Below are 26,362 nucleotides of genomic sequence, written 5' to 3'. Positions count from 1 at the left end.
TCATCATCAACATGCGCCAGCGAGGTTTGCCATGACGCCCACAGCGGCCATAATGACGCCCTCGATTTTCCGACCCTGAAGGACCGCCTGTGAGCCAGTCACTGATCGCCGCCTTGCAAAACCCAGCTCTGTACCCGCATCCGGTAGACGGATTCCAGGTCATCGAAACCCATATTTCCTGGGTGATCCTCACCGGCCCCTTCGCCTATAAAGTGAAGAAACCGGTCAACTTCGGCTTCCTGGACTTCACCAGCCTGGAAGCCCGGGAGCATTTCTGCGCCGAGGAGCTGCGTCTTAACCAGCGCCTGACCCAGGACCTGTACCTGGAGGTCTTGCCAGTCACTGGCAGTGTCGAGACCCCGGAACTGGGCGGTAGCGGCCCGGTGGTCGACTATGTGCTGAAAATGCGCCAGTTCCCCCAGAGCCAGTTGTTGAGCACCTTGCAGGCCAATGGCGAACTGACCACTGCGCACATCGACCAGATGGCCCGGCAGATCGCCCAGTTCCACCTCAGCGCTCCCCAGGTTCCCGCCGATCATGAAGCCGGAACCCCGGACAGTGTGATGGCGCCGGTGCGCCAGAACTTCGAGCAGATCCGCCCATTCCTCAGCGACAAGGCCGACCTGCAGCAACTCGAGGCCCTGGAAGCCTGGGCCGAAACCAGCTTCGAACGCCTCAAGCCCCTGCTGGCCCAGCGCAAGAACGATGGTTTCATTCGCGAATGCCACGGCGATATCCACCTGGGCAACGCCACCCTCATCGATGGCGACGTGGTGATCTTCGACTGCATCGAATTCAACGAGCCCTTCCGCTTTACCGATGTGTACGCCGACACCGGCTTCCTCGCCATGGACCTGGAAGACCGTGGCCTGAAGAGCCTGGCGCGACGTTTCGTCAGCCAGTACCTGGAACTGACCGGCGACTACCAGGGCCTGGAACTGCTCAACTTCTACAAGGCCTACCGCGCCCTGGTACGGGCCAAGGTCAGTCTGTTCAGCATGCCGGCCGACGCCACCGCAGTTCAGCGCGCCACCACCCTGCGCCAGTACCGCAACTACGCCAACCTGGCGGAAAGCTACAGCACCATTCCATCGCGCTTCCTGGCCATCACCTCCGGCGTCTCGGCGGTAGGCAAGAGCCATGTGGCCATGCGCCTGGTCGATGCCCTGGGCGCCGTTCGGCTGCGCTCCGACGTCGAACGCAAGCGCCTGTTCGGCGAGCAGCAGGGAGCCAATGACCTGCATGCCGGCATCTATAGCAACGATGCCAGCAACGCGACCTATGAGCGCCTGCATGAAATCGCCGAAGTCATCTTGCGTGCCGGCTTCCCCGTGGTCATCGACGCCACCTACCTCAAGCGTGCCCAGCGTGACGCCGCCGCCAAGGTTGCCGAAGCCACCGGCACGCCATGCCTGATCATCGACTGCAACGCCCCACAGGCGGTCATCGCCAGCTGGCTCGAGCAACGTCAGGCCGACCAGAACGATCCATCGGACGCTACCCTAGCGGTGATCGCCGAGCAGCAAGCCACGCGCGAGGCGTTGACAGAAGAGGAACTGCTGCGCAGCAAGCGCGTCGAGACCAACGAAAGCGGTAGCCTGGACGTCCTGGTCGCCAATATTCGCCAGCGCCTGCCGGGTCTCTGAGTCACTCTTTCAGTCGTGAAGTGGCAAAGACTTCACGGCTGAAAAACAGTGGCACTATACTGGCGTCATAAATCCACCGCCGGTGACGTCGCCATGAGCCAACCCAAACTTCTCGACACTGCGCTTTACGCTCTACTGCACAAGGACGACATCACGGGCTTCAACCGTGAGCGCCCCAAGGATCAACCCATCGACATGCGTGGCGGCGACTTCCGCGGTCTCGACCTGCGCGAACTGAACGCCACCGGCATCGATTTCACCGACGCCTATTTCCGCTCTGCCGACCTGCGCGGCCTGGATCTTCGAAACGCCTCGATGGAAGGCGCAAGCCTTGCCCACGCGCAGATTTCCGGGGCCTACTTCCCCGTGGAGCTGACTGCCGACGAGATCCTGATGTCGGTCAATTTCGGCACCCGCCTGCGTTACAACACCCGCTGAGGTTCCTCTCTGCATATCCGGCGCATCGCCCTGCGCCGGATATGCCCTCGCTCCTTCCCCTGCCGTACTGCGTCGCGAACTCCCCTCCGCTCCAACGATGAACTGACCCGCCTTAGAAGCATTTGCGTCGAACCCGACCAACGCACAGCGCGTTTTCTGCTGAGCGCTACACTCCTTTGAAGCTGCCCACTCACCATTCGGCCATCGCCAGGAGGCTTGATGAATGATGAACTGCAACACCTGAAGAACCTCGGCAAGACATCCGCGCAGTGGCTGCATGCAGTGGGCATCCATAGTGCTTCGGACCTGCGTCGCCTGGGAGCGGTGGACGCATACCGGGCCGTGCGCACCCGGGGTTTTCGTGCCTCGAAGGTCTTGCTCTATGCCATCGAGGGCGCGCTGATGGACATGCACTGGAACGACCTCCCCGCCGAACGCAAGGAAGCCCTGAACAAGCAGCTGGATGCCATTTCCACCCGTCCAAAAAACTGATTGGCACACTTCTATGTATCTATTGGGAGAGCAGCCGGCCTACGCCGATGCCTTGATCAATCGCCTGCAGAACATTCCGCCGCAACTGCTCGAAGGCCTGGCGCCCTGCGGCCCGACACTGGAACTGCCGGCCATGGCGGACCTTTCAGGCGCCCTGCCCGGCCATCAGATCTACCTGCTGGAAAGCGGTGTGATCCAGGCGAGCGTCGAGGATCGTCCACTGTTCTACCTGCATGAAGGCGACCTGGTGGGATTGCGTCGGGGCCTGGAGCAGCCCCACTGGCTGCTTGGCTGCGACGCGCCCTTGCAACTGATTCCGTACCTGAGAGCCGATGTGTTCCGGCACATCCATGCCGATGAACAGCGCTCGGAGTTGCTGCTGCAATACCTGATCGGCCAAACCGCCCTGCTCTCGGATGCCGTTGCCCGCCTGAAACCGCCGGAACTGCGCAGTCATAATGGCTTCAAGCGCGTACAGCAAGGCGAAGTGCTGATCGCCCAGGGCGATGAGGCGGACCATGTCTTCGTGATAGTCGAGGGGCATGCCCAGGCCTTCGTCGACGGGCACAAGGTCGGCGACGTGCCCAAGGACGAGATCTTCGGCGCCATGTCGGTGTTCACCGGTGAAAAGCGCAGCGCCAGCGTGATCGCCAGCGAACCGACCACCGTGATGCTGATTCCCAGGGATCAGTTCCTCAGCCTGACCCAGAGCAATCCACGAGTAGCCCATAGCCTGATCGAAAGCATGGCCCGGCGCATCAACCTGTTGAACCGGGAAGTGATCCGGCTCAAGGCCCTCGGCAATCGCGAATAAACCCGAATCCGGAGGACGATTCAAACGAGCGTTTAGCGAAATATGCAAAAACTGGAAATCATCACGTTGACATCGAAATGAGAATCGTTATGATTACCACAACTGGTCGCGAGATCAGCCGATAACCTGGAAGACCAGTGGTTCGGACTCTCAGATTATCTCCTCATCAGGCTAATCACGGTTATTTGACCCGGCTCTGCCGGGTCTTTTTTTGCCTGCGAAAAACCTTCGCTCAACGCCTCAACGGTGCGCAGTAATCGCGTTCGGGTTGGGGCGGGGTGAACCAGACCAGGTCGGCATTGGCCAGATCCACCGAGTTGCCACGCTCCGCCAGCATCAACACCAGCACTTCCTGCGGATGCCCAAGGTCGGCCAGATGCAAGGGCACGCCCAGATCCTTGCGCGCATGGAACGCACCAGCAAACAACAAGGCAGGAGCCGGTGCCGCGAGCAGGCGCTCGGCCATGCGCCGATCACGCTGCTGCTGTACGGCCAGCATGGCCGGCACCTGGCTTTGTGGCAGCAGACCGCAATGGGATTCGCGAATCTGTGCGGCCAAGGCAGTGAGTACCCTGTTGTCATTGACCCGGGAGCCGGACAGCGATGGCGCCTTGGCATAGATATCACGCACTTCCTGGCGATCCAGGTTGGCACAGAGCAGCGGATAAGGCTGCTTCAAGGCATACCCCACTAACGGGCCATAGAGGCTCCAGTCCCAGCCGGGCTGCCAGGCCAGCGCAGCAGGCAGGTCATCAGGCCAACGCCCCGTGCCAACTGCCGCCTTGCTGGCATCCACGTGGGATTGCTGATCGGGGTTGAGCATCTCCAGCAGCAAGCTGCCCTGGGGCCGTTGCACGGCCATCGAACGCAGCAACCACAATTGCACGGCGTGGTGCTCGGGGTTGTCGTGCTGCTCGCCGACGATCACCCGTGATGCCTGGCCCAACAGCACCGCCAGCTCTTCGGGAGCAAGTATTCGACCATTGCGCAGGTCGACGATGCTGCCCACAGGCGTCGCCACGGGAGGCGGCAGGATCGGGGCCGAGGTCTGGCAGCCCGCCAGTGACAACACCAGCAGAAGTAGCAACGAACGCATCGGAACGCCTCCAGGTTGCCCGTCAGCGGGCGATGATCAACGGATGCCCGCGCTCCGGATGCTCCTGCACCAGCACCTCCAGGCCGAATACCGCCTTAAGCGGTTCGGCGCGCAGCACGGCGGCCGGAACGCCCATGGAATGCGGTCGGCCACCTTCGAGCAACAGCACCCGGTCACAATAACGAGCGGCCAGGTTCAAGTCATGGAGGATGACCAGCACCGCCACGCCACGATCGGCGAACGCGCGGATGGCCTGCAAGGTGACGTGCTGGTGCAACGGATCGAGGGCCGAGGTAGGTTCATCGAGCAACAGGCTGTGCCCTGGCTCGCCCGGCCACAATTGCGCCAGGACCCTGGCCAGGTGAACCCGCTGGCGCTCCCCGCCCGACAGGGCCAGGTAGCTGCGCCCTCCAAGATGCGCGATATCGGCTGCCTCCAGGGCTGCTGCCACTATCTCCTGGTCACGCAGCAGACCACTCTGGTGAGGCAGGCGCCCCAGGCCCACCACCTCTTCGACCCGGAAGGCGAAATCCAGGCTCGATGCCTGCGGCAACACGGCCAGGCGCCGGGCACGCTGGACACCGTCCCATTGCGCCAGCTCGCGCTCGTCCAGCAATACTCGCCCCTGGTGAGCCGCCAGCTCACCACTCAAGGCACCGAGCAGGCTGCTCTTGCCCGCGCCATTGGGCCCCAGCACCCCCAGCACCTCACCGGGCGCCAGCTGCAAGTCGATACCGGTCAGCACATCCTTGCCGCCGCGCCGTACATGCAGGTTCTTGACTCGCAACATCAGGCGCGCCCTCGCAGCAACAGATATAGAAAGAAGGGGGCGCCGAGAAAGGCGGTGACGATACCTATGGGCAGCTCCGCCGGAGCCAATGCCAGGCGCGCCACCAGATCGGCCAGCAGCAACAGGCTAGCGCCCGCGAGGATCGACGCTGGCAGCAAGATCCGATGGTCCGGCCCCGCCAGCAGGCGCACCAGATGCGGCACCACCAGGCCGACAAAACCGATCATGCCCGCCGCCGCGACGGCAGCGCCCACGCCCAGGGCAGTGCAGAACACCAGTTCACGCTTGAGCCCTTCGACGTCGACCCCCAGGTGCTTGGCTTCCGACTCTCCCAGCAACAGGGCATTCAGGGCCTTGGCCCGCCGCGGCAACCACAGTGCGACAGCCAGGGTCACCAGCAACAACGGCCACAGCCGCTGATAGCTGGCACCGTTGAGGCTGCCCAGGTTCCAGAAGGTCAAGGTACGCAAGGTGGCGTCATCGGCCAGGTAGGTGAACAGCCCCACGGCAGAACCGGCCAGGGCGGTCAGGGCGATCCCCGCCAGGAGCATGGTCGCCACGTGGGTCTGGCCATTGCGCCGGCCCAGGCGATAGACCAGCGCCGTCACCCCCAGGCCGCCGAGGAAGGCACACAACGACAGGAGGTAAGGACCGACGGCCTCCGGCAGGCCTGCGAACATCGCGCCGCCGACGATGGCGATGGCCGCGCCCAGCGCCGCGCCGCTGGAGATGCCCACCAGCCCGGGGTCGGCCAGGGGATTGCGGAACAGGCCCTGCATGGCCACGCCGGACAAGGCCAGGACACCTCCGACCGCCAGGCCGAGCAAGGTCCGGGGCAGGCGGATCTGGCCGAGAATCAGCTCAGCCTGCTCCAGGCCCTGGCCGTCGATCGGCAGGCCGAGCATCCGCAGGGCCGCACGCAGGGTATCGAACAGCGGCAGGCTCACCGGCCCCAGGGCCAGGGACAGCCAAGTGGCCACCAGGCAAAGGCACCCAAGGCCGAGAAACAGCGTGCGCGGCTGGACCAGGCGACTCATTGGGCCGGCTGGGCCTGTGGATAAAAGGTCGCCGATAGTTGCTTCAGGCTGTCAGGCAGGCGTGGGCCGAGCCCTCCCACCAAGAGAGTCGGATCCAGTTCCACTACTCGTCCGGCCTTGACCGCCTTGGTGGCCGCCAGTGCCGGGTTTTCCTTGAACAGCGCGGCGCGCGCCGCCTCACCGCTCAGACTGCGATCGGAGAACACCAGCACCTCCGGGCTCAGCCCAGCCAGGGACTCCACCGAGAACGGCTTGTAGCCGCTGTGGATCGCCAGGTTCCGCCCGCCAGCCTGTTGCAGCAGCCAGTCTGCCGCGGTGTCCTTGCCAGCGATCAAAGGCTTGCCGCCGGCATGTCCAAGTACCAGCAAGACTCCGGGCGCAGGTTGCTGGGCCTGGGCCTGGGCGATCCAGGCCCGTTGCTGGTCGAGTCGCTGCTGATAACGCTGGAACAGCTGCCCGGCCTGCTCTTCACGCCCGAGCAACTGCCCCAGGTGTTGCAGGGTGCCATGCAAGGTGGGCAGGTCCGGCTGGGCGGAAAACATCTCGACCCGAACGCCCGAACCGCGAATCTGCGAAATCACCGGCGGCGGCCCCATTTCCTCGGTTCCCACCAGCACTTGGGGCCGCAGGCTCAAGACGCCTTCTGCCGACAGCTGGCGCTGGTAGCCAATGCTGGGCAGCGCCTTGAGCGAAGCCGGATGCTGGCTGGTAGTGTCGACGCCGACCAGCTTCGACTCCGCGCCCAGGGCACTCACCCACTCGGACAAGGCGCCCCCGGCACTGACCCAACGCTGCGGCAACTCCTCGGCGGCGGCCCAGTGGCTCACCAGCAATCCGGCACAGAGCGCAAAGGCGCTGGCAGTCAGGCGCATAGAACGTTTCCTTTATAGAAGTGAGGCCCGAGAAGCGGCTGTCCATGTGACACGCCTGGTTGGCCAGGCATCGAAATGAGCAAGCGCCCCTTAGCGAGCGAGACGGCCATTTGATAATTGTTTTCATTTGACCGTCAAGCGCCGGCGCATTCGCTCCTGTAACCGCAGGAAACCCGTGACAGGCCGACGCCAGGGCCTTCGGAGCCAGAGGATGAGCATGAAGTTTCTTTGCACCGGCAGCGACCTTCCCGAGGCCAGCAGCCGGGGATTCCAGATCGAGGGCGTGAAGCTCCTGGCCGTGCGGCGCGACCGCCAGGCCTATGTCTACAGCAACCGCTGTCCACATCGTGGAGTGCCCCTGGAGTGGCAACCCGACCAGTTCCTGGACCCCAGCCGCAGCCTGATCCAGTGCGCCACCCATGGCGCACTGTTCCTGATCGAAAGTGGCGAATGCGTGGCCGGCCCCTGCGCCGGCCAGTTCTTGCAAGCCATCGACTGCCGCGAGGACAGCCAGGGGATCTGGATCGATCTCTAGAGCAGCACCTCGAGGCGCCGGTCGATGCAGACTTGCTCGGCCGTCAGGCTGGCGCCATAGGCCAGCACCTCGACCCCGGCCGCCACTGCCTCGCGTAACGCCGCGGCATAACCCGGATCGATTTCCTCGGCCGGGCGCACCGCGTCGATGCCCGACAGGTTGACGCAATACAACTGCACCGCCCGGACACCGTCGCGAGCCAGGGCCGCCAGCTCCCTCAGGTGCTTGGCGCCACGCAGGGTCACCGCGTCGGGAAAGGCCGCGACCGACGAACCATCGAAGCCCAGGGTGACGCTCTTGACCTCGACGAAGGCCGAGCCATAGGGATAGTCGAGGCGAAAATCGACTCGGCTGTTCTCCTGCCCATAGGCCACCTCGCGCTTGAGCCCGGTGAAACCGCGCAACTCCTCGATCACCCCGGCCTGCAACGCTTCCTCCACCAGGCGGTTGGCCCGCCCGGTATTCACGCAGGCCAGCCGCCCCTGCGGGGTTTCACTGATTTCCCAGGTCCCCGGAAGCTTGCGCTTGGGGTCGTTGGAGCGGCTGAACCACACCTGCCCGCCTTCGACCATGCAGTTGAGCATCGAGCCGGTATTGGGACAATGGATGGTCATCTGCTCGCCGTGGAGCGTCTCGATATCGGCCAGAAAGCGCTTGTAGCGGCGCAGCAGGCGCCCCTCTTCCAGGGGAGGATCGAAGCGCATCAGCCTTGCCAGCTCTGCAGGCCACGAGCGATTCGCGCCACCGCTTCCTGCAGGCGCTCCAGGCTCTGGGTGTAGGCGAAACGCACATGGTGCCCGGCCTGGTAACGCCCAAAGTCCAGGCCCGGGGTGAAGGCCAGGTGTTCGGTCTCCAGGAAGTGCCGGCAAAAGGCGAAGGCATCGCCACCAAAGGCGCTGATATCGGCATACAGGTAGAACGCGCCCTCTGGCTCCACGGCGATGCCGAAGCCCAGCTCACGCAGGGCCGGCAGCAGGAAGTCGCGACGCCGCCCGAACTCGGCGCGCCGCTGCTCCAGGATGTCGATGGTCGCGGGTTCGAAACAGGCCAGGGCGGCATGCTGGGCGACGCTGGGGGCGCTGATGTAGAGGTTCTGCGCCAGTTTCTCCAGCTCACCGATGGCAGCCTCTGGCGCCACCAGCCAGCCCAGGCGCCAGCCGGTCATGCCGAAATACTTGGAAAAACTATTCAGGACGAAAGCGCTGTCATCCACTTCCAGAACGCTGGCCGCATCGGTGCCGTAGGTCAGGCCGTGGTAGATCTCATCCACCACCAGATGCCCGTTGCGCGCCTTGATCGCGGCGGACAGCCCCGCCAATTCGTCACGGCTGAGCACGGTACCGGTGGGGTTCGCCGGGGACGCCACCAGGGCGCCGACGCTGTCCTGGTCCCAGTAGCGCTCCACCAGGTCCGGAGTCAGTTGGTAACGCACATCGGGGCCGACCGGGACCAGTTGCGCGGCGCCTTCCACCAGGCGCAGGAAATGCCGGTTGCAAGGATAGCCGGGGTCCGCCAGCAACCAGTGCTTGCCAGGGTCCACCAGCAGGCTGCTGGCCAGCAGCAGGGCGCCGGAACCGCCGGGAGTGATCATGATCCGCTCGGGGTCTATGTCCAGGCCATAACGCTGCCGATAGAAACCGGAGATCGCCGTGCGCAGCTCGGGAATGCCACGGGCCGCGGTGTAGCGGGTCTTGCCGGCACCCAGGGCCGCCTGGCCGGCCTGGACGATCGGTTCGGCGGTGGTGAAGTCCGGTTCGCCGATCTCCAGGTGGATCACATCGTGTCCGGCGGCTTGCAGTTCGTTGGCCCGGGCCAGCAAGGCCATGACATGGAAAGGTTCGATAGCGCGACTGCGCGCACTGTAGGGCAGAGCCATTGGCCTTCCTTCATCCGAGGGGAGCAAAAACCCGATTCTACCCATGCTCTCAAGATCGGGAGAACCCGGGCTGGTCCGAGCGCCTTGTTCCTGGCTTCGCACACAATCAACGGAACCTGCAGCATTGGCTAAAATCAATGATTGAACGAGACAGTCAGAAAGCCCTGTAGGACTTTTCCTACGCCTGTAGACCAGGCAGGACAGGGGTTCGACAACCGGGAGTAGCGCGCTCTGATTTGATCTGGTAAGTTCGCCGGCTTGCAGTCGCAGGGCCGGCAACTGTCGGAGATGGAGCAATCCTGCGCAATGGATTACAAGAGTAGAGGCGGTCCATTCATGCCCACCCAAGCAAAGCAACAGATTCAATCGATCAGCGGTTTTGAACCTTATGTTGAGACTGCGGGCGAAGAGTACATGGGCAAGCCCATGCGCGAGCACTTCACCAAGATCCTGAACAAGTGGAAGCAGGACTTGATGCAGGAAGTCGACCGCACTGTTGATCACATGAAAGACGAGGCAGCCAACTTCCCCGACCCGGCCGACCGTGCCAGCCAGGAAGAAGAATTCAGCCTCGAACTGCGGGCCCGCGACCGTGAGCGCAAGCTGATCAAGAAGATCGACAAGACCCTGCAACTGATCGAAGACGAAGAATACGGCTGGTGCGAATCCTGCGGCGTCGAGATCGGTATCCGCCGCCTGGAAGCCCGCCCTACCGCCGATATGTGCGTAGACTGCAAGACCCTGGCGGAAATCAAGGAAAAACAGGTCGGCAAGTAAGCACCGACCCGGCCCAGAAACGGAGCGTACATACGCTCCGTTTTCGTTTCTGCACTCTCCTTCCGCCTCCCCCGCATGAGCGATCCCGCTCGCGATGGTGCTCCCCGCCGACTCCATCGCCATCGTGGGGCCAGACCAAGTAACATTCGCGCCATGACTGCCTCTTCCTACATCGGGCGCTTCGCCCCCACGCCCAGCGGCTACCTGCACTTCGGCTCGCTGGTCGCTGCCCTCGCCTCCTACCTGGATGCCCGCGCCGTCGGCGGTCGCTGGCTGCTGCGCATGGAAGACCTGGACCCACCCCGCGAAGAACCGGGCGCCCAGGCGGCGATCCTCAAGGCCCTGGAAAGCTATGGCTTCGAATGGGATGGCGAGATGATCCGCCAGAGTGAACGCCATGACGCCTACGCCCAGGTCCTGGATCGCCTGTTCAACCAGGGGCTGGCCTACGCCTGCACCTGTTCGCGCAAGCAACTGGAATCCTACCAGGGCATCTACCCGGGGCTGTGCCGCAACCTCGGACACCCTCAGGATGACGCGGCGATCCGCCTGCGGGTGCCAGAACTCGAGTACCACTTCATCGACCGGGTCCAGGGCCAGTTCCGCCAGCACCTGGGCCGGGAAGCGGGAGACTTCGTGATTCGCCGTCGCGACGGGCTCTATGCCTACCAGCTGGCCGTGGTGCTCGACGATGCCTGGCAGGGGATCACCGATATCGTGCGCGGCGCCGACCTGCTGGACTCCACCCCTCGCCAGCTCTACCTGCAGGAACTTCTGGGCCTGCCCCAGCCGCGCTACCTGCACGTGCCACTGATCACCCAGCCCGACGGCCACAAGCTCGGTAAGTCCTATCGTTCGCCGCCACTGGCCGAGGACCAGGCGCCGCCATTGCTCCTGCGCGCCCTGCGAGCCCTGGGACAGAATCCGCCAGCCGAACTGGACGGCGCCAGCGTGGCCGAGATCATGCAGTGGGGAACCCGCCACTGGGACGCAACGCTGATTCCGCGCACACTGAGCGTGCCGGAAGCGCAATTGAACTGACGCCACTTGCAGCCTGGCGCCCATCCGTTACCATCGCCGCACGTTTTCGGGCACACACAATAAAGAGAGGCCGGGATGTACATCTATCGCTTGGTCCTGCTCCTGGTAGTGGGGATCTATCTGTTTTCCCCCGCCATCATGGATTGGTGGATCGATGCTACTGGCGCCTGGTATCGCCCGTACCTGCTCTGGCTGATTCTGATCGTCGTGACCTTCATCCTGCAGAGTCAAAAAGATGCCGATGAGCTTTAGCCTGACCCAGATGATCCTGATCAGCGCCGCCTACCTGCTGGTGCTGTTCGGGGTGGCCTGGATCAGCGAGCGTGGCATGATCCCGCGCTCGATCATCCGCCACCCGCTGACCTACACCCTGTCGCTGGGGGTCTATGCCAGTGCCTGGGCCTTCTACGGTACCGTGGGCCTGGCCTACCAGTACGGCTACGGCTTCCTCTCCAGCTACCTGGGGGTTTCCGGGGCCTTCCTGCTGGCGCCGGTGCTGCTGTATCCGATCTTGAAGATCACCCGCACCTACCAACTGTCGTCACTGGCCGACCTCTTCGCCTTCCGCTTCCGCAGTACCTGGGCCGGGGCCCTGACCACCATCTTCATGCTGGTCGGAGTCCTGCCGCTGCTGGCCCTGCAAATCCAGACGGTGGCCGACTCAATCGGCATCCTGACCCATGAACCGGTACAGCATCGAGTCGCCCTGAGCTTCTGCGCGCTGATCACGCTGTTCACCATCTTCTTCGGTTCACGGCACATCGCCACCCGGGAGAAACACGAGGGCCTGGTGTTCGCCATCGCCTTCGAGTCGGTGATCAAGCTGATCGCCATCGGTGGCGTGGGCCTGTATGCGCTGTATGGGGTGTTCGACGGACCACAGCAGCTGGAACTCTGGCTGTTGCAGAACCAGACGGCCCTCGCCGCCCTGCACACGCCATTGCAGGAAGGCCCGTGGCGCACCCTGCTGCTGGTGTTCTTCGCCTCGGCGATCGTCATGCCGCACATGTACCACATGACCTTCACCGAGAACCTCAACCCCCGAGCCCTGGTCAGCGCCAGTTGGGGATTGCCGCTGTTCCTGCTGTTGATGAGCCTGGCGGTGCCGCTGATCCTCTGGGCCGGCCTCAAGCTCGGCGCCACTACCAACCCGGAATACTTCACCCTGGGCATCGGCATCGCCGCCGACAGTCCCGCCCTGGCGCTGATGGCCTACGTCGGCGGGTTATCGGCCGCCAGCGGCCTGATCATCGTCACCACGCTGGCACTGTCGGGGATGGCCCTGAACCACCTGGTGCTGCCGCTGTACCAGCCGCCGGCGGAAGGCAATATCTACCGCTGGCTGAAGTGGACCCGGCGCGCGCTCATCGTCGCCATCATCATGGCCGGCTATGCCTTCTACCTGCTGCTGGGAGCCGAGCAAGACCTGGCCAACCTGGGGATCGTGGCCTTCGTCGCCACCTTGCAGTTCCTTCCCGGGGTGCTCTCGGTCCTGTACTGGCCGACCGCCAACCGCCGTGGCTTCATCGCCGGCCTGCTGGCGGGCATCCTGGTCTGGATGGTGACCATGCTGCTGCCACTGGTGGGCAACCTGCAGGGCTTCTACATTCCCCTGCTGAACATGATCTACGTCCTCGACGACACCAGCTGGCACATGGCGGCCATCGCTTCGCTGGCAGCCAACGTGCTGATGTTCACCTTGATCTCGCTATTCACCAATGCCAGCTCCGAGGAGACCAGCGCCGCCGAAGCTTGCGCGGTGGACAACGTACGTCGACCGCAGCGCCGGGAGCTGCATGCGGCCTCGCCCCAGGAGTTCGCCACCCAGCTGGCCAAGCCACTGGGGGCCAAGGCCGCGCAGAAGGAAGTGGAACAGGCCCTGCGCGATCTCTACCTGCCCTTCGACGAACGCCGCCCCTATGCGCTGCGACGCCTGCGGGACCGCATCGAGGCCAACCTGTCCGGGCTGATGGGCCCCAGCGTGGCCCAGGACATGGTGGAGACCTTCCTGCCCTACAAGGCCGGTGGCGAGAACTATGTGACCGAGGACATCCACTTCATCGAGAGCCGGCTCGAGGACTACCACTCGCGCCTCACTGGCCTGGCCGCCGAGCTCGACGCCCTGCGCCGCTACCACCGGCAGACCCTGCAAGAGCTGCCGATGGGCGTCTGCTCCCTGGCCAAGGACCAGGAGATCCTGATGTGGAACAAGGCCATGGAGGAACTCACCGGGATTCCCGCCCAGCATGTGGTGGGGTCGCGCCTGGGTACCATCGCCAACCCGTGGAGGGACCTGCTCCAGGGCTTCATCGACCTGCCCGACGAACACCTGCACAAGCAGCATCTGGCCCTGGACGGCCAGACCCGCTGGCTGAACCTGCACAAGGCAGCCATCGACGAGCCCCTGGCGCCGGGCAACAGCGGCCTGGTGCTGCTGGTGGAGGACCTGACCGAGACCCAGACCCTGGAAGACAAGCTGGTGCACTCCGAACGCCTGGCCAGTATCGGCCGCCTGGCCGCCGGCGTCGCCCATGAAATCGGCAACCCGGTCACCGGCATCGCCTGCCTGGCGCAGAACCTGCGCGAGGAACGCGAGGAAGATGGCGAACTGACGGAGATCAGCGAGCAGATCCTGGAGCAGACCAAACGCATCTCGCGCATCGTCCAGTCGCTGATGAGTTTCGCCCATGCCGGCAGCCACCAGCACAACGACGAAGCCGTATGCCTGGCCGAAGTGGCCCAGGATGCCATCGGCCTGCTGGCGCTGAACCGGCGTAATTTCGAGGTGCAGTTCTTCAATTTATGCGATCCCGACCACTGGGTGGATGGCGATCCCCAGCGCCTGGCCCAGGTGTTGATCAACCTGCTGTCCAATGCCCGCGACGCCTCCCCCGCCGGGAGCGCGGTACGCGTCAAGAGCGAGGCTTTCGAGCATACGGTCGACCTGATCGTGGAAGACGAAGGCAGCGGTATTCCCAAGAACATCATGGACCGATTGTTCGAACCGTTTTTCACCACCAAGGATCCAGGGGAAGGCACCGGTCTGGGCCTTGCACTGGTCTATTCCATCGTTGAAGAGCATTATGGACAAATCACCATCGACAGCCCGGCCGATCCACAGAGCCAGCGCGGCACCCGTATTCGAGTGACCTTGCCGCGCCATGTCGAAGCGACGTCCGCTGTGAACTGAGACCGTCGAGAGAATTGAATCAATGCCGCATATTCTGATCGTCGAAGACGAAACCATCATCCGCTCCGCCTTGCGACGCCTGCTGGAACGCAACCAGTATCAGGTCAGCGAGGCCGGTTCGGTGCAGGAAGCACAGGAACGCTTCAGTATTCCCACGTTCGACCTGATCGTCAGCGACCTGCGTTTGCCAGGCGCCCCGGGCACCGAGCTGATCAAGCTGGGCCAAGGTAAGCCGGTGCTGATCATGACCAGCTACGCCAGCCTGCGCTCGGCCGTGGACTCGATGAAAATGGGCGCGGTGGACTACATCGCCAAGCCGTTCGACCACGACGAGATGCTCCAGGCCGTGGCACGTATCCTGCGGGACCGGCAAAGCGCCGACCAGGCACCGGCCGAGCGGCCAGCCGGCAAGGCCGCCGGCACCGACAAGAGCGCGGCCAGCAACGGCGAGATCGGCATCATCGGCTCCTGCGCGCCCATGCAGGATCTGTACGGCAAGATCCGCAAGGTGGCGCCAACCGATTCCAATGTACTGATCCAGGGTGAATCCGGTACCGGCAAGGAGCTGGTGGCCCGGGCGCTGCACAACCTATCCAAGCGCGCCAAGGCGCCGATGATCTCGGTGAACTGTGCGGCCATTCCGGAAACCCTGATCGAATCCGAACTGTTCGGCCATGAAAAAGGCGCGTTCACCGGCGCCAGTGCCGGACGTGCCGGCCTGGTGGAAGCGGCCGACGGCGGCACGCTGTTCCTCGACGAAATCGGCGAGCTGCCGCTGGAGGCCCAGGCGCGCTTGCTGCGGGTCTTGCAGGAGGGCGAGATCCGCCGCGTGGGTTCGGTGCAGTCGCAGAAGGTCGATGTCCGCCTGATCGCCGCGACCCACCGCGACCTCAAGAGCCTGTCGAAGATCGGCCAGTTCCGTGAAGACCTGTATTACCGCCTGCATGTAATCGCCTTGAAACTGCCGGCCCTGCGTGAGCGCGGCGCCGACGTCAACGAAATCGCCAACGCCTTCCTCGCCCGCCAAAGTGCGCGCATCGGCCGTACGGACCTGAAGTTCGCCGCCGATGCCGAACAAGCGATCCGCCATTATTCCTGGCCCGGTAACGTGCGTGAGCTGGAAAACGCCGTCGAGCGCGCGGTGATCCTGTGCGAGAGTCCGGAAATCTCCGCGGACCTGCTGGGCATCGACATCGAGCTGAGCGACCTGGAAGACGAAGACTTCGGCAGCCTGGCGCCGCAAACAGCGCCGACCAGCCATGAGCCCACCGAAGACCTGTCCCTGGAAGACTACTTCCAGCACTTCGTCCTCGAGCACCAGGACCACATGACCGAGACCGAGCTGGCACGCAAGCTGGGCGTCAGCCGCAAGTGCCTGTGGGAACGCCGCCAGCGCCTGGGTATCCCACGGCGCAAGAGCGGGGTGACCAGCGAAAGCTGATACCTGCGCGACTTGGTGGGGTAACACCGGGTTTGTGAAAAAAACTGTTACCCCTGTAAGTGGACGTAACAGAAGCCGGGGCTAAAGGTAACGAAGCCCCGGTTTTTTTTGCCTCGAGAAAAGCAGCCCATCCCGCCTAACCCCTTGTTTTCCTGGGCTTTGCAAAAGTTGGCACGGCACCTGCTATATGTTTGGTACAAGAACAATAACAAGCAATGCACAAGACAATAAAAATAAGACGAATCGACTCACGCATAACAAAAACAACACGGCGGAGGCGCAGCTAACTGATTCTTTTGAAGAGGCGTTGTATTTGGGGCTTGCCCCACAACCAGGCTGAGAACAACAAAAACTGCCCTAAAGCAGAGCCTGAACTGGTTGGATCGAAAGATCATTGCAACTCAGCGATCAAAGCAATCCGTTTGCTCTTGGCTCCCGATTGGGAGGGCCACTCTGGACAAACCAGATGGCAAGGGCGTTAAACAAAAACAAGAAGCCCGAAACCAATAATAAAAATAGAGCACGCAACTATTCTGGGGGAGCTTCGGCTCCCCTTGTGGTTCCTGGCGTTCAGCCATCGCCTCACTCCCATCCCCACGACTCATCCTGATGGAATGTGCTGTGCATAAGTCGCGGCAGCTTCCTACACCATCCTTCGACTAAATGCTAGAATCCCCGCCCATCATGCGGTCATTCTTCGTTTTGGCCGAACATTCCTTCAAACAGTGCATCCCATGCTGAAGAAGCTGTTCCAGTCATTCCGTTCTCCCTTGCGTCGTACGCAACATAAACGCAGCACCCCTGAAGTGCTCAACAGCAGCCAGCATTCGCTGCAGCGCGCCCAGTTCAGCCGGTATGCGGTCAATATCGTCGAACGCCTGCAGAACGCCGGCTACCAGGCCTACCTGGTGGGTGGCTGCGTGCGCGACATGCTGCTCAACATCACCCCCAAGGATTTCGACGTCGCCACCAGCGCCACTCCGGAACAGGTCCGGGCCGAGTTTCGCAATGCGCGAATCATTGGCCGGCGGTTCAAGCTGGTGCACATCCACTTCGGTCGCGAAATCATCGAGGTGGCGACCTTCCGCGCCAATCACCCGCAGAACGAAGACGAAGAGGACAGCAACCAATCCTCGCGCAACGAAAGCGGGCGGATCCTGCGGGACAACGTCTATGGCACCCTGGAAGATGACGCGCAACGCCGCGACTTCACCATCAATGCCCTGTACTACGACCCGGTCAGCGAACGCATCCTCGACTATGCCAATGGCGTCCACGACATTCGCAACAACCTGGTGCGTCTGATCGGCGATCCGCGCAAGCGCTACCAGGAAGATCCGGTGCGCATGCTGCGAGCGGTGCGCTTTGCCGCCAAGCTGAACTTCGGGATCGAGAAGCACACCGCCGCACCGATCCGCGAACTGGCGCCGATGCTGCGGGAAATCCCTTCGGCGCGTCTGTTCGAGGAAGTGCTCAAGCTGTTCCTCTCCGGCCATGCCGCCGATACCTTCGAGATGCTGGTGGACCTGCAGCTGTTCGATCCGCTGTTCCCAGCCAGTGCCGAAGCCCTGGAATACAACCCGACCTACACCCATACGCTGATCAGCGAGGCATTGGCCAACACCGATCTGCGGATCAAGCAGAACAAACCGGTAACCCCGGCCTTCCTGTTCGCCGCCCTGCTCTGGCCGGCCCTGCCTGCCCGGGTCCTGCACCTGCAGGAACGCGGCATGCCGCCGATCCCGGCCATGCAGGAAGCCGCCCACGAACTGATCGCCGAACAGTGCCAGCGCATCGCCATCCCCAAACGTTTCACCATGCCGATCCGCGAGATCTGGGACATGCAGGAACGTCTACCGCGCCGCAGTGGCAAGCGAGCCGACCAATTGCTGGACAATCCACGCTTCCGCGCCGGCTACGATTTCCTGCTGCTACGCGAAAGCGCCGGCGAACAAACCGACGGCCTAGGTGAATGGTGGACCGACTACCAGGACGCCAATGACACCGAACGTCGCGACATGATCCGTGACCTCAGCGGCAAGGACGATGCCAGTGGCGCTCCACGCAAACGCCGGCGCAGCGGTGGTGCCAAGCGCAAGCGGGCCGGCGGCGCCGATATGTCGGGCGAATGACCGATGGAGCGTATCTATATCGGCCTGGGCAGCAACCTGGCGGATCCCGAGGAGCAACTGCGCAGCGCCATCGAGGCCCTGGGGAAGATCCCCGCGAGCCGTCTGCATGGCGTTTCGGCGTTCTACCAAAGCGATTCGCTGTTGCCCGGCCAACCGCGTTTCACCAACGCCGTGGCGGCGCTGGACAGCGCCCTCGAGCCGCTGCAATTGCTCGATGCGCTGCAAGCCATCGAGCAACAACAAGGCCGGGAACGCCACGAACGCTGGGGCCCAAGGACCCTGGACCTGGATATCCTGCTGTTCGGTGATCGGCTGATCGACGAACCCCGCCTCAAAGTCCCGCACTACCACATGCAGGCCCGCCCCTTCGTCCTCTATCCCCTGGCGGAACTGGCTCCGGCCGACCTGCATCTGGCCGATGGCCGCAGCCTGCGGGAACTGCTCGCCGCCTGCCCATTTGTCGGCCTGGAACGCCAGGCCTGACAGCTGAAACGCATCAGTAACGGCGGTAACACTACCGCCGTAACAATGCGGTAACACATCTAATTGACTTCCAGAGTTCTCCTCACGACTATAGGCGTCCCGTTGCCGCCATCACGGCGTTAAAGGGCGCAATTCAAGTGAAGCTTGTTCGCGGCGAACCCGGGAAACGCCAGGCAGAGGCAGTGATGCAAGGGCGGAACACCCGTCGGCACGCGACCTTTTTCCACCATGGCAAGCTGTACATGACGCCCCACGGGGGCGTATCCGGGATCGTTCAAATCGCTTGGAAGCAGGCTGTATAAGCACGACAAAAGACCGTGCGCCTGAACAACGAAGAATCACGCGCGTTACTCGCAGTAGTTTCCAAAGCGCCTGAATGAGGACCCCTTTTCATGCCAGACATCACTCTGACCACCCTGCAAAGCCTCAAGCAGAAAGGTGAAAAAATCACCATGCTGACCTGCTATGACGCCACCTTCGCCAACACATGCAACGAAGCCGGCGTCGAAGTCCTGCTGGTCGGCGACTCCTTGGGCATGGTCTTGCAAGGGCACGACAGCACATTGCCAGTCACCGTCGCCGACATGGCCTACCATGTCGCAGCGGTAAAACGCGGCAACAGCGGGGCCCTGATCCTCGCCGACCTGCCCTTCATGTCCTACGCCACCACTGAACAGGCCCTGAGCAGTTCGGCGCAGCTGATGCAGGCTGGTGCGCACATGGTCAAGATCGAAGGCGCGGCCTGGCTGGCCGAACCGGTCCGCCTGCTGAACGAGCGTGGCGTCCCGGTCTGCGTGCACATGGGGCTGACCCCACAGACCGTGAACGTCTTGGGCGGCTACAAGGTCCAGGGACGCAACGAGAGCCAGGCCCGGCAGATGCGTGCCGACGCCATCGCCCTGGAACAGGCCGGTGCGGCCATGCTGCTGCTCGAATGCGTGCCCAGCGAGCTGGCGGCGGAAATCACCCAGGCGGTGAAGATCCCGGTGATCGGCATCGGTGCCGGCAGCGCCACCGACGGCCAGGTACTGGTGCTCCACGACATGCTGGGCCTGTCCCTCACCGGCCGTTCGCCCAAGTTCGTGAAGAACTTCATGACCGGCAAGGACAGCATCCAGGCGGCGCTGAGCGCCTACGTGCAGGAAGTCAAGGCTGTCACCTTCCCTGGCGCCGAACACGGGTTCTCCGCATGAATACTGTAAAGACCGTGCGTGAGTTGCGCGCCGCGGTTGCTCGCGCTCGCAGCGAAGGCAAGCGCATCGGCTTCGTGCCGACCATGGGCAACCTGCACAGCGGGCACGCCGCGCTGGTGGCCAAGGCCGCACAGAGAGTGGACTTCGTGGTCGCCAGCATCTTCGTCAACCCGCTGCAGTTCGGCGCCGGCGAAGACCTGGACAAATATCCCCGCACCCTCGCCGCCGACCAGGAAAAACTGCTCCAGGCTGGCTGCCACCTGCTATTCGCCCCCACTGTCGAAGAGATGTACCCCGACGGCATGGCCGGACAGACCCGGGTCAGCGTTCCCCAGTTGTCCGAAGGCCTGTGCGGCGGCAGCCGCCCCGGGCACTTCGAAGGGGTGGCCACGGTGGTCAGCAAGCTGTTCAACATGGTGCAGCCCGATCTCGCGGTGTTCGGCCAGAAGGACTACCAGCAGCTGGCCGTCATCCGCGCCCTGGTGCATGACTTGAACATGCCGATCCAGATCATCGGCGAACCCACGGTGCGGGCCGAGGATGGCCTGGCGTTGTCCTCGCGCAACGGTTACCTGAGCGCAGAACAGCGGGCCATCGCCCCGGTGCTCTATCGCAGCCTGGGCCAGATCGCCGAGGCCATCCGCAATGGCGCGCGCGACTATCCGCAACTGCTGGCCGAACAGCAGCGCCTGCTGGAAGCCGCCGGCCTGCGCCAGGACTACCTGGAAATCCGTCACGCCCGGAACCTGCGCCCGGCCACCGCCGAGGACCGAGACCTGGTGATCCTGGTGGCGGCCTACCTGGGTACCACGCGCCTGATCGACAACCTGCACCTGGACCTCGACGCGCCGGCCTGATCAGCCGATTGCCCGAACCCCAACCTTCGGGCAAACTGCCGCCCGCCGGGGCCTGCAGCCAAAACTGCAGGCCCCTTTTCGAGGATCCGACCTAGGGAAAATCCCATGCACGCCATCATGCTCAAGGCCAAGCTGCATCGCGCAGAAGTCACCCACGCCGTGCTTGACTACGAAGGCTCTTGCGCCATCGACGGCGACTGGCTGGACCTCTCCGGCATTCGCGAATACGAGCAGATCCAGATCTACAACGTCGACAATGGCGAACGCTTCACCACCTACGCCATCCGTGGCGAATCCGGCTCGCGCATGATCTCGGTGAACGGCGCGGCCGCACACAAGGCCAAGGTCGGCGACCGGGTGATCATCTGCGCCTACGCCCACTACAGCGAAGCCGAATTGCTCAACTTCAAGCCACGCATGCTGTACATGGCTCCCGGCAACGAGCTGAGCCACACCAGCCACGCGATTCCGGTTCAGGTCGCCTGAACCCTTAGTTACTCCACACCGCAAACCCATGCCGCGCGGTCGGTGCAAAATAGTACCGACCGCAAGTCGGAGAAGGCCGAGACAGGAGCCCAGGCTGGAGTTACTGTTGTCGCCCCGGGTGATTAATCGAATCAGCACAGGGCCGAACGCACCAAGCCCGTGAATCCAGAATGGACGTTCCGGGCTTTTCAGTGTCCAAAAGGCAGTTCAAGCAAAAGGAAAACCGCAGCGATGGCGTACTACCGCACTCCTCACGACGTTACCGCTCTGCCCGCCTGGCAAGCGTTGAAAGAGCATCGCCAAGCCATGCAGGATTTCAGCATGCGCGAGGCATTCAATGCCGACCCACAGCGCTTCAGCCAGTTCACCCTGAGCAGCTGCGGACTGTTTCTCGACTACTCCAAGAACCTGATCACCGGCCAGACCCGCGACCTGCTGGTGGACCTTGCCAAGGAAGTCGGGCTGGCCGACGCAATCAAGTCGATGATGACCGGCGAACTGGTCAACGCCTCCGAAGGCCGCCCGGCCCTGCACACCGCCCTGCGCCGCCCGGTAGGCGACAAGCTGTCGGTCAATGGCGTGAACGTCATGCCGGAAGTGCACAAGGTGCTGAACCAGATCACCGAACTGGTGGGCCGCATCCACGACGGCCTGTGGCGCGGCTATACCGAGAAACCCATCACCGACGTGGTAAACATCGGCATCGGCGGCTCCTTCCTCGGTCCGGAGCTGGTATCCGAAGCCCTGCTGTCCTACACCCACAAGGGCGTGCGCTGCCACTACCTGGCCAATATCGACGGCAGCGAATTCCATGAGCTTTCGGCGAAGATCCGCGCAGAGACCACGCTGTTCATCGTCTCGTCCAAATCCTTCAACACCCTCGAGACCCTGAAGAACGCACAGGCCGCACGCGCCTGGTACCTGGCCCAGGGCGGTTCCGAAGCCGAGCTGCACCGCCACTTCATCGCGGTGTCGAGCAACAACGCCGCCGCCGTGGCCTTCGGCATCCGCGAAGAGAACATCTTCCCGATGTGGGACTGGGTCGGCGGGCGCTACTCGTTGTGGTCCGCCATCGGCCTGCCGATCGCCCTGGCCATCGGCATGTCCAACTTCAAGGAACTGCTGTCCGGCGCCTACACCATGGACCAGCACTTCCAGAGCGCGCCGTTCGAGCAGAACATGCCGGTACTGCTGGCGCTGCTGGGCGTGTGGTACGGCAACTTCTGGGGCGCGCAGAGCCACGCGATCCTGCCGTACGACCACTACCTGCGCAACATCACCAAGCACCTGCAGCAGCTGGACATGGAATCCAACGGCAAGAGCGTGCGCCAGGACGGTACCCCGGTGGGCACCGATACCGGTCCGGTGATCTGGGGCGGCGTGGGCTGCAACGGCCAGCACGCCTACCACCAGTTGCTGCACCAAGGTACCCAACTGATCCCGGCCGACTTCATCGTGCCGATCGTCAGCTTCAACCCGGTGGCCGACCACCACCAGTGGCTGTACGCCAACTGCCTGTCCCAGAGCCAGGCGCTGATGCTCGGCAAGACCCGCGCCGAAGCCGAGAGCGAGCTGCGCAACAAGGGCCTGAGCGAAGCCGAGGTGCAACGTCTCGCACCGCACAAGGTGATCCCCGGCAACCGGCCGAGCAACACCCTGGTGGTCGAGCGCATCAGCCCACGGCGTCTTGGCGCGCTGGTGGCGCTCTACGAGCACAAGGTGTTCGTGCAGAGCGTGATCTGGGGCATCAACGCCTTCGACCAATGGGGCGTGGAGCTGGGCAAGGAGCTGGGCAAGGGCGTCTACGGTCGCCTGGTGGGCAGCGACGAAACCAGCGCCGAGGATGCCTCGACCCAGGGGCTGATCAACTACTTCCGCGGTCGTCATCGCGGCTGATCGCCACTCTGCGGGAGCCGGCTTGCCGGCTCCCGTTCGGGCCATGGCCCTTGAACCTTGCCCTCACATGCGCGCACCCTTGAGCCTTGTCGCCAAACAAGCACAAGGAGCCGTCATGTTCGATATCAGCATTTTTCCGAAAGCCGATGCCGTCCGCCAGGCAGCCCAACTGAGCCAGGACGACTACCTCCACCTCTATCGCCAGTCCATCGAGCAGCCAGAACTGTTCTGGGCCGGGCAAGCCAAGCGTTTTTTGCACTGGAGCCAACCCTGGGCCGAAGTGCATCGCCATGACAGCCGCACCGGCCAGGCCAGTTGGTTCCGCGGCGGCCAGCTCAATGTCAGCTACAACTGCATCGACCGTCACCTGGAAACACGCGGTGACCAGACCGCAATCATCTGGGAAGGCGACGACCCTGCCGAATCCTTGCGCATCACTTACCGCACCTTGCACCAACAGGTCTGCCGGCTGGCCAACCTGCTCAAGAGCCGCGGCGTGAAGAAAGGCGACCGGGTATGCATCTACATGCCGATGATTCCCGAGGCCGCCTACGCCATGCTCGCCTGCACGCGCATCGGTGCCGTGCATTCGGTGGTTTTCGGCGGCTTCTCTCCGGAGGCCCTGCGCGACCGGATCCTCAATGCCGATTGCCATACCCTGATCACCGCCGACGAAGGCCTGCGCGGCGGCAAGCTGGTGCCGCTTAAAAGCAACGTCGACAAGGCGCTGCTCAGTTGCCCGGACGTCAGCAATGTGATCATGGTCCAGCGCACCGGCGCAGTAGTGAACTGGGTCGACGGCCGCGACATTCACTATGAGCAGGCCATGGCCGCCAGCAGCGACCAGTGCGCCCCCGAACCGATGGACGCCGAGGATCCGCTGTTCATCCTCTACACCTCCGGCAGCACCGGCAAACCCAAGGGGGTGCTGCATACCACCGGCGGCTACCTGCTGCAGGTGGCCATGACCTTCAAGTACGTCATGGACTACCGCGACGGCGAGGTCTTCTGGTGCACCGCCGATGTCGGCTGGGTCACCGGCCACAGCTATATCCTCTACGGTCCGCTGGCCAACGGCGCCACCACGCTGATCTTCGAAGGAGTCCCCAACCACCCCAGCACTTCGCGCTTCTGGGAAGTAGTGGACAAGCATCGGGTGAACATCTTCTACACCGCGCCCACCGCCTTGCGCGCCTTGATGCGCGAAGGTGCCGGACCGTTGCGCAACAGCTCGCGCGCCAGCCTGCGCCTGCTCGGCAGCGTCGGTGAGCCGATCAATCCGGAGGCCTGGGAATGGTATTTCAACGAGGTGGGCGAACAACGCTGCCCGATCGTCGATACCTGGTGGCAGACCGAGACCGGCGGCATCATGCTCAGCCCGCTGGCCAGCACCCGGCAAATCAAGCCCGGTTGCGCCATGACGCCGATGTTCGGCGTGCAGCCGGTGTTGCTGGATGACCAGGGCCAGGAGATCCAGGGCGCCGGTAGCGGCATCCTGGTGCTCAAGGGCAGTTGGCCCGGGCAGATCCGTACCGTCTATGGCGACCCGCAACGCATGGTCGAGACCTACTTCGCGCCTTACCCGGGCTACTACTTCACCGGTGACGGCGCCCGACGCGATGAAGACGGCAGCTACTGGATCACCGGGCGCATCGATGACGTGATCAACGTCTCCGGACACCGCATCGGTACCGCGGAGGTAGAGAGCGCCCTGGTGCTCCACGACAGCATCGCCGAAGCCGCCGTGGTGGGTTATCCCCATGACCTCAAGGGCCAAGGTATCTATGCCTTCGTCACGCCAATGCAGGGGATAGAGCCCGACGCCACCCTGAAGCAGGAACTCCTGGCCCTGGTCAGCCGCGAGATCGGCAGCTTCGCCAAGCCGGAGCTGATCCAGTGGGCACCGGCCCTGCCCAAGACTCGCTCGGGCAAGATCATGCGGCGTATCCTGCGCAAGATTGCCTGCAACGAGCTGGACAGCCTGGGCGATACCTCGACCCTGGCCGACCCTGGAGTGGTGCAGGGCCTGATCGATCAACGCTTGAACCTCTGAAAGCGGCGCGGCCCGGCCGCGCCATCGTTTCCCAACAGCAGCGAGCCGTCATGGAATTCATTCGCAGCCGTATCGAAAGCCAGGTCATGAGCCTCTCCGGCCTGTCCCTGGGCCAGCTCGACCTGGAAAACCCCAAGGGCGATCCGGGTCTATTCGGTCCAGGGGCCGTTTGCTGGCAAGTGCATGCCGACTTCAGCAGCATGCTGATCGGCGGCATCAGCGCCCTGTTGCTGCAAGCCCTGCATCCCTTGGCGCTGGCCGGGGTCTGGGACCACTCCAACTTTCGCCAGGACCTGATCGGCCGCCTGCGCCGCACCGGGCAGTTCATTTCCGGGACCACCTTCGGCTCGCGCCAGGACGCCCAGTGGCTGATCGAGAAAGTCCGTGGCATTCACTTGCACATCACCGGCACCGCCCCCGATGGCCGGCCCTACGCGGCCAGCGATCCAGACCTGCTGACCTGGGTCCATGTAGCTGAGGTCAGCAGTTTCCTGGCGGCTCACCTGCGCTATTTCAATCCGCGCTTGTCCGGCGCCGACCAGGATCGCTACTACGATGAAATCGCCTTGGTGGCCGAGCGCCTGGGCGCCCGCGACGTACCCCGTTCACGGCAGGCTGTGGCCGATTACCTGCAAGCCATGCGCCCGCAGTTGTTGTGCGACCAGCGCAGCCGCGAAGTGCTGCGCCTGCTGCAGGCCGCACCAGCCCCCAGCCGCCTGGCCAAACCCTTTGGCTCGTTGATGATGCAAGCCGGGATCGACCTGCTGCCGGACTGGGCCGGCGAGCTGCTGGGGGTCGAGCAGAGCCCGCTGCAACGCCAGCTGATCCGCGCCAGCATCAAGCGCAGCGCGCCGATGCTGCGCTGGGCGGTACGCGACAGCTCGGCCCATCGCGCCAGGCGACGCATGGGCCTGTAGACAGCGACCGACCGAGCACAACGCGACCGGCCGGTTCGCGATTGGCCGGCCTCCAGGGTTGTGTGCCACCATGATTTTCAAGACTTCCAGCGCCTGGACGACGGGTTCGCCGAACCGCTCCAGGCCCCAGCCATCGAATCTGAGGACCCGACCATGCAAGACGTCGTAATCGTTGCCGCTACCCGCACCGCCGTGGGCACTTTCCAGGGCTCGCTGGCGGCCATTCCCGCCGTCGACCTCGGCGCCGCGGTGATCCGCCAACTGCTGGCCCAGACCGGCATCGACCCGGCCCAGGTCGAC

General features: G+C 63.5%; 24 protein-coding genes and 1 pseudogene. 19 read left to right on the top strand and 6 right to left on the bottom strand.

Annotated elements, in window-relative coordinates:
* The first annotated feature begins 89 nt into the window (after positions 1–89).
* From CAG11_RS32035 to CAG11_RS32020, 4 genes are all read left to right on the top strand, one after another.
* A complete protein-coding gene (locus CAG11_RS32035) occupies positions 90–1,646 on the top strand; it encodes a bifunctional aminoglycoside phosphotransferase/ATP-binding protein (protein ID WP_085600573.1) in 1,557 nt (518 codons plus the stop codon).
* A 93-nt stretch (positions 1,647–1,739) separates the two neighbouring features.
* A complete protein-coding gene (locus tag CAG11_RS32030) occupies positions 1,740–2,084 on the top strand; it encodes a pentapeptide repeat-containing protein (protein ID WP_022641006.1) in 345 nt (114 codons plus the stop codon).
* Positions 2,085–2,303: 219 nt separating this feature from the next.
* On the top strand, positions 2,304–2,576 hold the full coding sequence (locus CAG11_RS32025) for a TfoX/Sxy family protein (RefSeq protein ID WP_085600571.1): 273 nt from the start codon (positions 2,304–2,306) through the stop codon (positions 2,574–2,576).
* A gap of 13 nt (positions 2,577–2,589) precedes the next feature.
* Entirely contained in the window at positions 2,590–3,390 is an 801-nt protein-coding gene (locus tag CAG11_RS32020) for a Crp/Fnr family transcriptional regulator (protein ID WP_085600569.1), read from the top strand.
* A 232-nt stretch (positions 3,391–3,622) separates the two neighbouring features.
* On the opposite strand, the gene CAG11_RS32015 is transcribed toward CAG11_RS32020, so the two are convergent.
* The 4 genes from CAG11_RS32015 to CAG11_RS32000 are packed head-to-tail and all read right to left on the bottom strand — an operon-like array spanning position 3,623 to position 7,185.
* On the bottom strand, positions 3,623–4,486 hold the full coding sequence (locus tag CAG11_RS32015) for a ChaN family lipoprotein (RefSeq protein ID WP_085600567.1): 864 nt from the start codon (positions 4,484–4,486) through the stop codon (positions 3,623–3,625).
* A gap of 22 nt (positions 4,487–4,508) precedes the next feature.
* Positions 4,509–5,276, bottom strand: a complete 768-nt coding sequence (locus CAG11_RS32010) for a heme ABC transporter ATP-binding protein (protein WP_053138738.1) — start codon at positions 5,274–5,276, stop codon at positions 4,509–4,511.
* Positions 5,276–6,259, bottom strand: a complete 984-nt coding sequence (locus CAG11_RS32005) for an iron ABC transporter permease (RefSeq protein ID WP_177409206.1) — start codon at positions 6,257–6,259, stop codon at positions 5,276–5,278. Before CAG11_RS32005 ends, CAG11_RS32010 begins: the two co-directional genes overlap by 1 nt.
* A gap of 50 nt (positions 6,260–6,309) precedes the next feature.
* Complete coding sequence (locus tag CAG11_RS32000) at positions 6,310–7,185, bottom strand: hemin ABC transporter substrate-binding protein (protein ID WP_085600563.1); 876 nt, start codon at positions 7,183–7,185, stop codon at positions 6,310–6,312.
* A 217-nt stretch (positions 7,186–7,402) separates the two neighbouring features.
* On the opposite strand from CAG11_RS32000, the gene CAG11_RS31995 reads away from it, so the two are divergent.
* Positions 7,403–7,720 carry a Rieske (2Fe-2S) protein gene (locus CAG11_RS31995; RefSeq protein WP_085600586.1) on the top strand — a complete coding sequence of 106 codons (318 nt, stop codon included), beginning with the start codon at positions 7,403–7,405 and terminating at the stop codon, positions 7,718–7,720.
* Here CAG11_RS31995 and sfsA read toward each other — a convergent pair.
* Together sfsA and CAG11_RS31985 are read right to left on the bottom strand one after the other, a co-directional pair.
* On the bottom strand, positions 7,717–8,424 hold the full coding sequence (sfsA, locus tag CAG11_RS31990) for a DNA/RNA nuclease SfsA (protein ID WP_085600561.1): 708 nt from the start codon (positions 8,422–8,424) through the stop codon (positions 7,717–7,719). The two genes, CAG11_RS31995 and sfsA, sit on opposite strands and share 4 nt — an antisense overlap.
* Positions 8,424–9,596 (bottom strand): pyridoxal phosphate-dependent aminotransferase, encoded by a 1,173-nt coding sequence (locus CAG11_RS31985; protein WP_085600559.1) that lies wholly within the window; start codon positions 9,594–9,596, stop codon positions 8,424–8,426. The genes sfsA and CAG11_RS31985 overlap by 1 nt, the downstream gene beginning before the upstream one ends.
* A gap of 336 nt (positions 9,597–9,932) precedes the next feature.
* Between CAG11_RS31985 and dksA the strand changes: the two genes are divergently transcribed.
* The 14 genes and pseudogenes from dksA to CAG11_RS31920 all read left to right on the top strand — a co-directional run.
* Complete coding sequence (gene dksA, locus CAG11_RS31980; protein ID WP_011063504.1) at positions 9,933–10,373, top strand: RNA polymerase-binding protein DksA; 441 nt, start codon at positions 9,933–9,935, stop codon at positions 10,371–10,373.
* A gap of 153 nt (positions 10,374–10,526) precedes the next feature.
* Entirely contained in the window at positions 10,527–11,414 is an 888-nt protein-coding gene (gluQRS, locus tag CAG11_RS31975) for a tRNA glutamyl-Q(34) synthetase GluQRS (protein WP_177409205.1), read from the top strand.
* 75 nt (positions 11,415–11,489) lie between these two features.
* On the top strand, positions 11,490–11,666 hold the full coding sequence (locus tag CAG11_RS33555) for a hypothetical protein (protein ID WP_003176118.1): 177 nt from the start codon (positions 11,490–11,492) through the stop codon (positions 11,664–11,666).
* Entirely contained in the window at positions 11,650–14,604 is a 2,955-nt protein-coding gene (locus CAG11_RS31970; RefSeq protein ID WP_164485042.1) for a sensor histidine kinase, read from the top strand. Before CAG11_RS33555 ends, CAG11_RS31970 begins: the two co-directional genes overlap by 17 nt.
* Before the next feature lie 22 nt (positions 14,605–14,626).
* Positions 14,627–16,045, top strand: coding sequence for a sigma-54 dependent transcriptional regulator (locus tag CAG11_RS31965; protein ID WP_053138750.1), 1,419 nt, complete (start codon positions 14,627–14,629; stop codon positions 16,043–16,045).
* A 734-nt stretch (positions 16,046–16,779) separates the two neighbouring features.
* A complete protein-coding gene (locus CAG11_RS31960) occupies positions 16,780–18,177 on the top strand; it encodes a polynucleotide adenylyltransferase PcnB (RefSeq protein WP_085600557.1) in 1,398 nt (465 codons plus the stop codon).
* A 3-nt stretch (positions 18,178–18,180) separates the two neighbouring features.
* Entirely contained in the window at positions 18,181–18,660 is a 480-nt protein-coding gene (gene folK, locus CAG11_RS31955) for a 2-amino-4-hydroxy-6-hydroxymethyldihydropteridine diphosphokinase (protein WP_085600554.1), read from the top strand.
* Between the two features lie 392 nt (positions 18,661–19,052).
* Positions 19,053–19,853 carry a 3-methyl-2-oxobutanoate hydroxymethyltransferase gene (gene panB, locus CAG11_RS31950; RefSeq protein ID WP_085600552.1) on the top strand — a complete coding sequence of 267 codons (801 nt, stop codon included), beginning with the start codon at positions 19,053–19,055 and terminating at the stop codon, positions 19,851–19,853.
* Entirely contained in the window at positions 19,850–20,710 is an 861-nt protein-coding gene (panC, locus tag CAG11_RS31945) for a pantoate--beta-alanine ligase (RefSeq protein WP_085600550.1), read from the top strand. Before panB ends, panC begins: the two co-directional genes overlap by 4 nt.
* 105 nt (positions 20,711–20,815) lie before the next feature.
* Positions 20,816–21,196, top strand: coding sequence for an aspartate 1-decarboxylase (panD, locus tag CAG11_RS31940; protein ID WP_058433573.1), 381 nt, complete (start codon positions 20,816–20,818; stop codon positions 21,194–21,196).
* A gap of 231 nt (positions 21,197–21,427) precedes the next feature.
* On the top strand, positions 21,428–23,092 hold the full coding sequence (gene pgi, locus CAG11_RS31935; protein WP_085600549.1) for a glucose-6-phosphate isomerase: 1,665 nt from the start codon (positions 21,428–21,430) through the stop codon (positions 23,090–23,092).
* A 115-nt stretch (positions 23,093–23,207) separates the two neighbouring features.
* Complete coding sequence (acs, locus tag CAG11_RS31930; RefSeq protein WP_085600547.1) at positions 23,208–25,145, top strand: acetate--CoA ligase; 1,938 nt, start codon at positions 23,208–23,210, stop codon at positions 25,143–25,145.
* A 50-nt stretch (positions 25,146–25,195) separates the two neighbouring features.
* A complete protein-coding gene (locus CAG11_RS31925; RefSeq protein ID WP_053138775.1) occupies positions 25,196–26,062 on the top strand; it encodes an oxygenase MpaB family protein in 867 nt (288 codons plus the stop codon).
* 153 nt (positions 26,063–26,215) lie between these two features.
* Positions 26,216–26,362 (top strand): annotated as a pseudogene (locus CAG11_RS31920) (acetyl-CoA C-acetyltransferase); the annotation flags it as partial.

The sequence above is a fragment of the Pseudomonas sp. B6(2017) genome, assembly GCF_002112765.1.
Lineage (GTDB): Bacteria > Pseudomonadota > Gammaproteobacteria > Pseudomonadales > Pseudomonadaceae > Aquipseudomonas > Aquipseudomonas piscis.
This window is presented reverse-complemented; position numbering and strand designations above follow the sequence as displayed.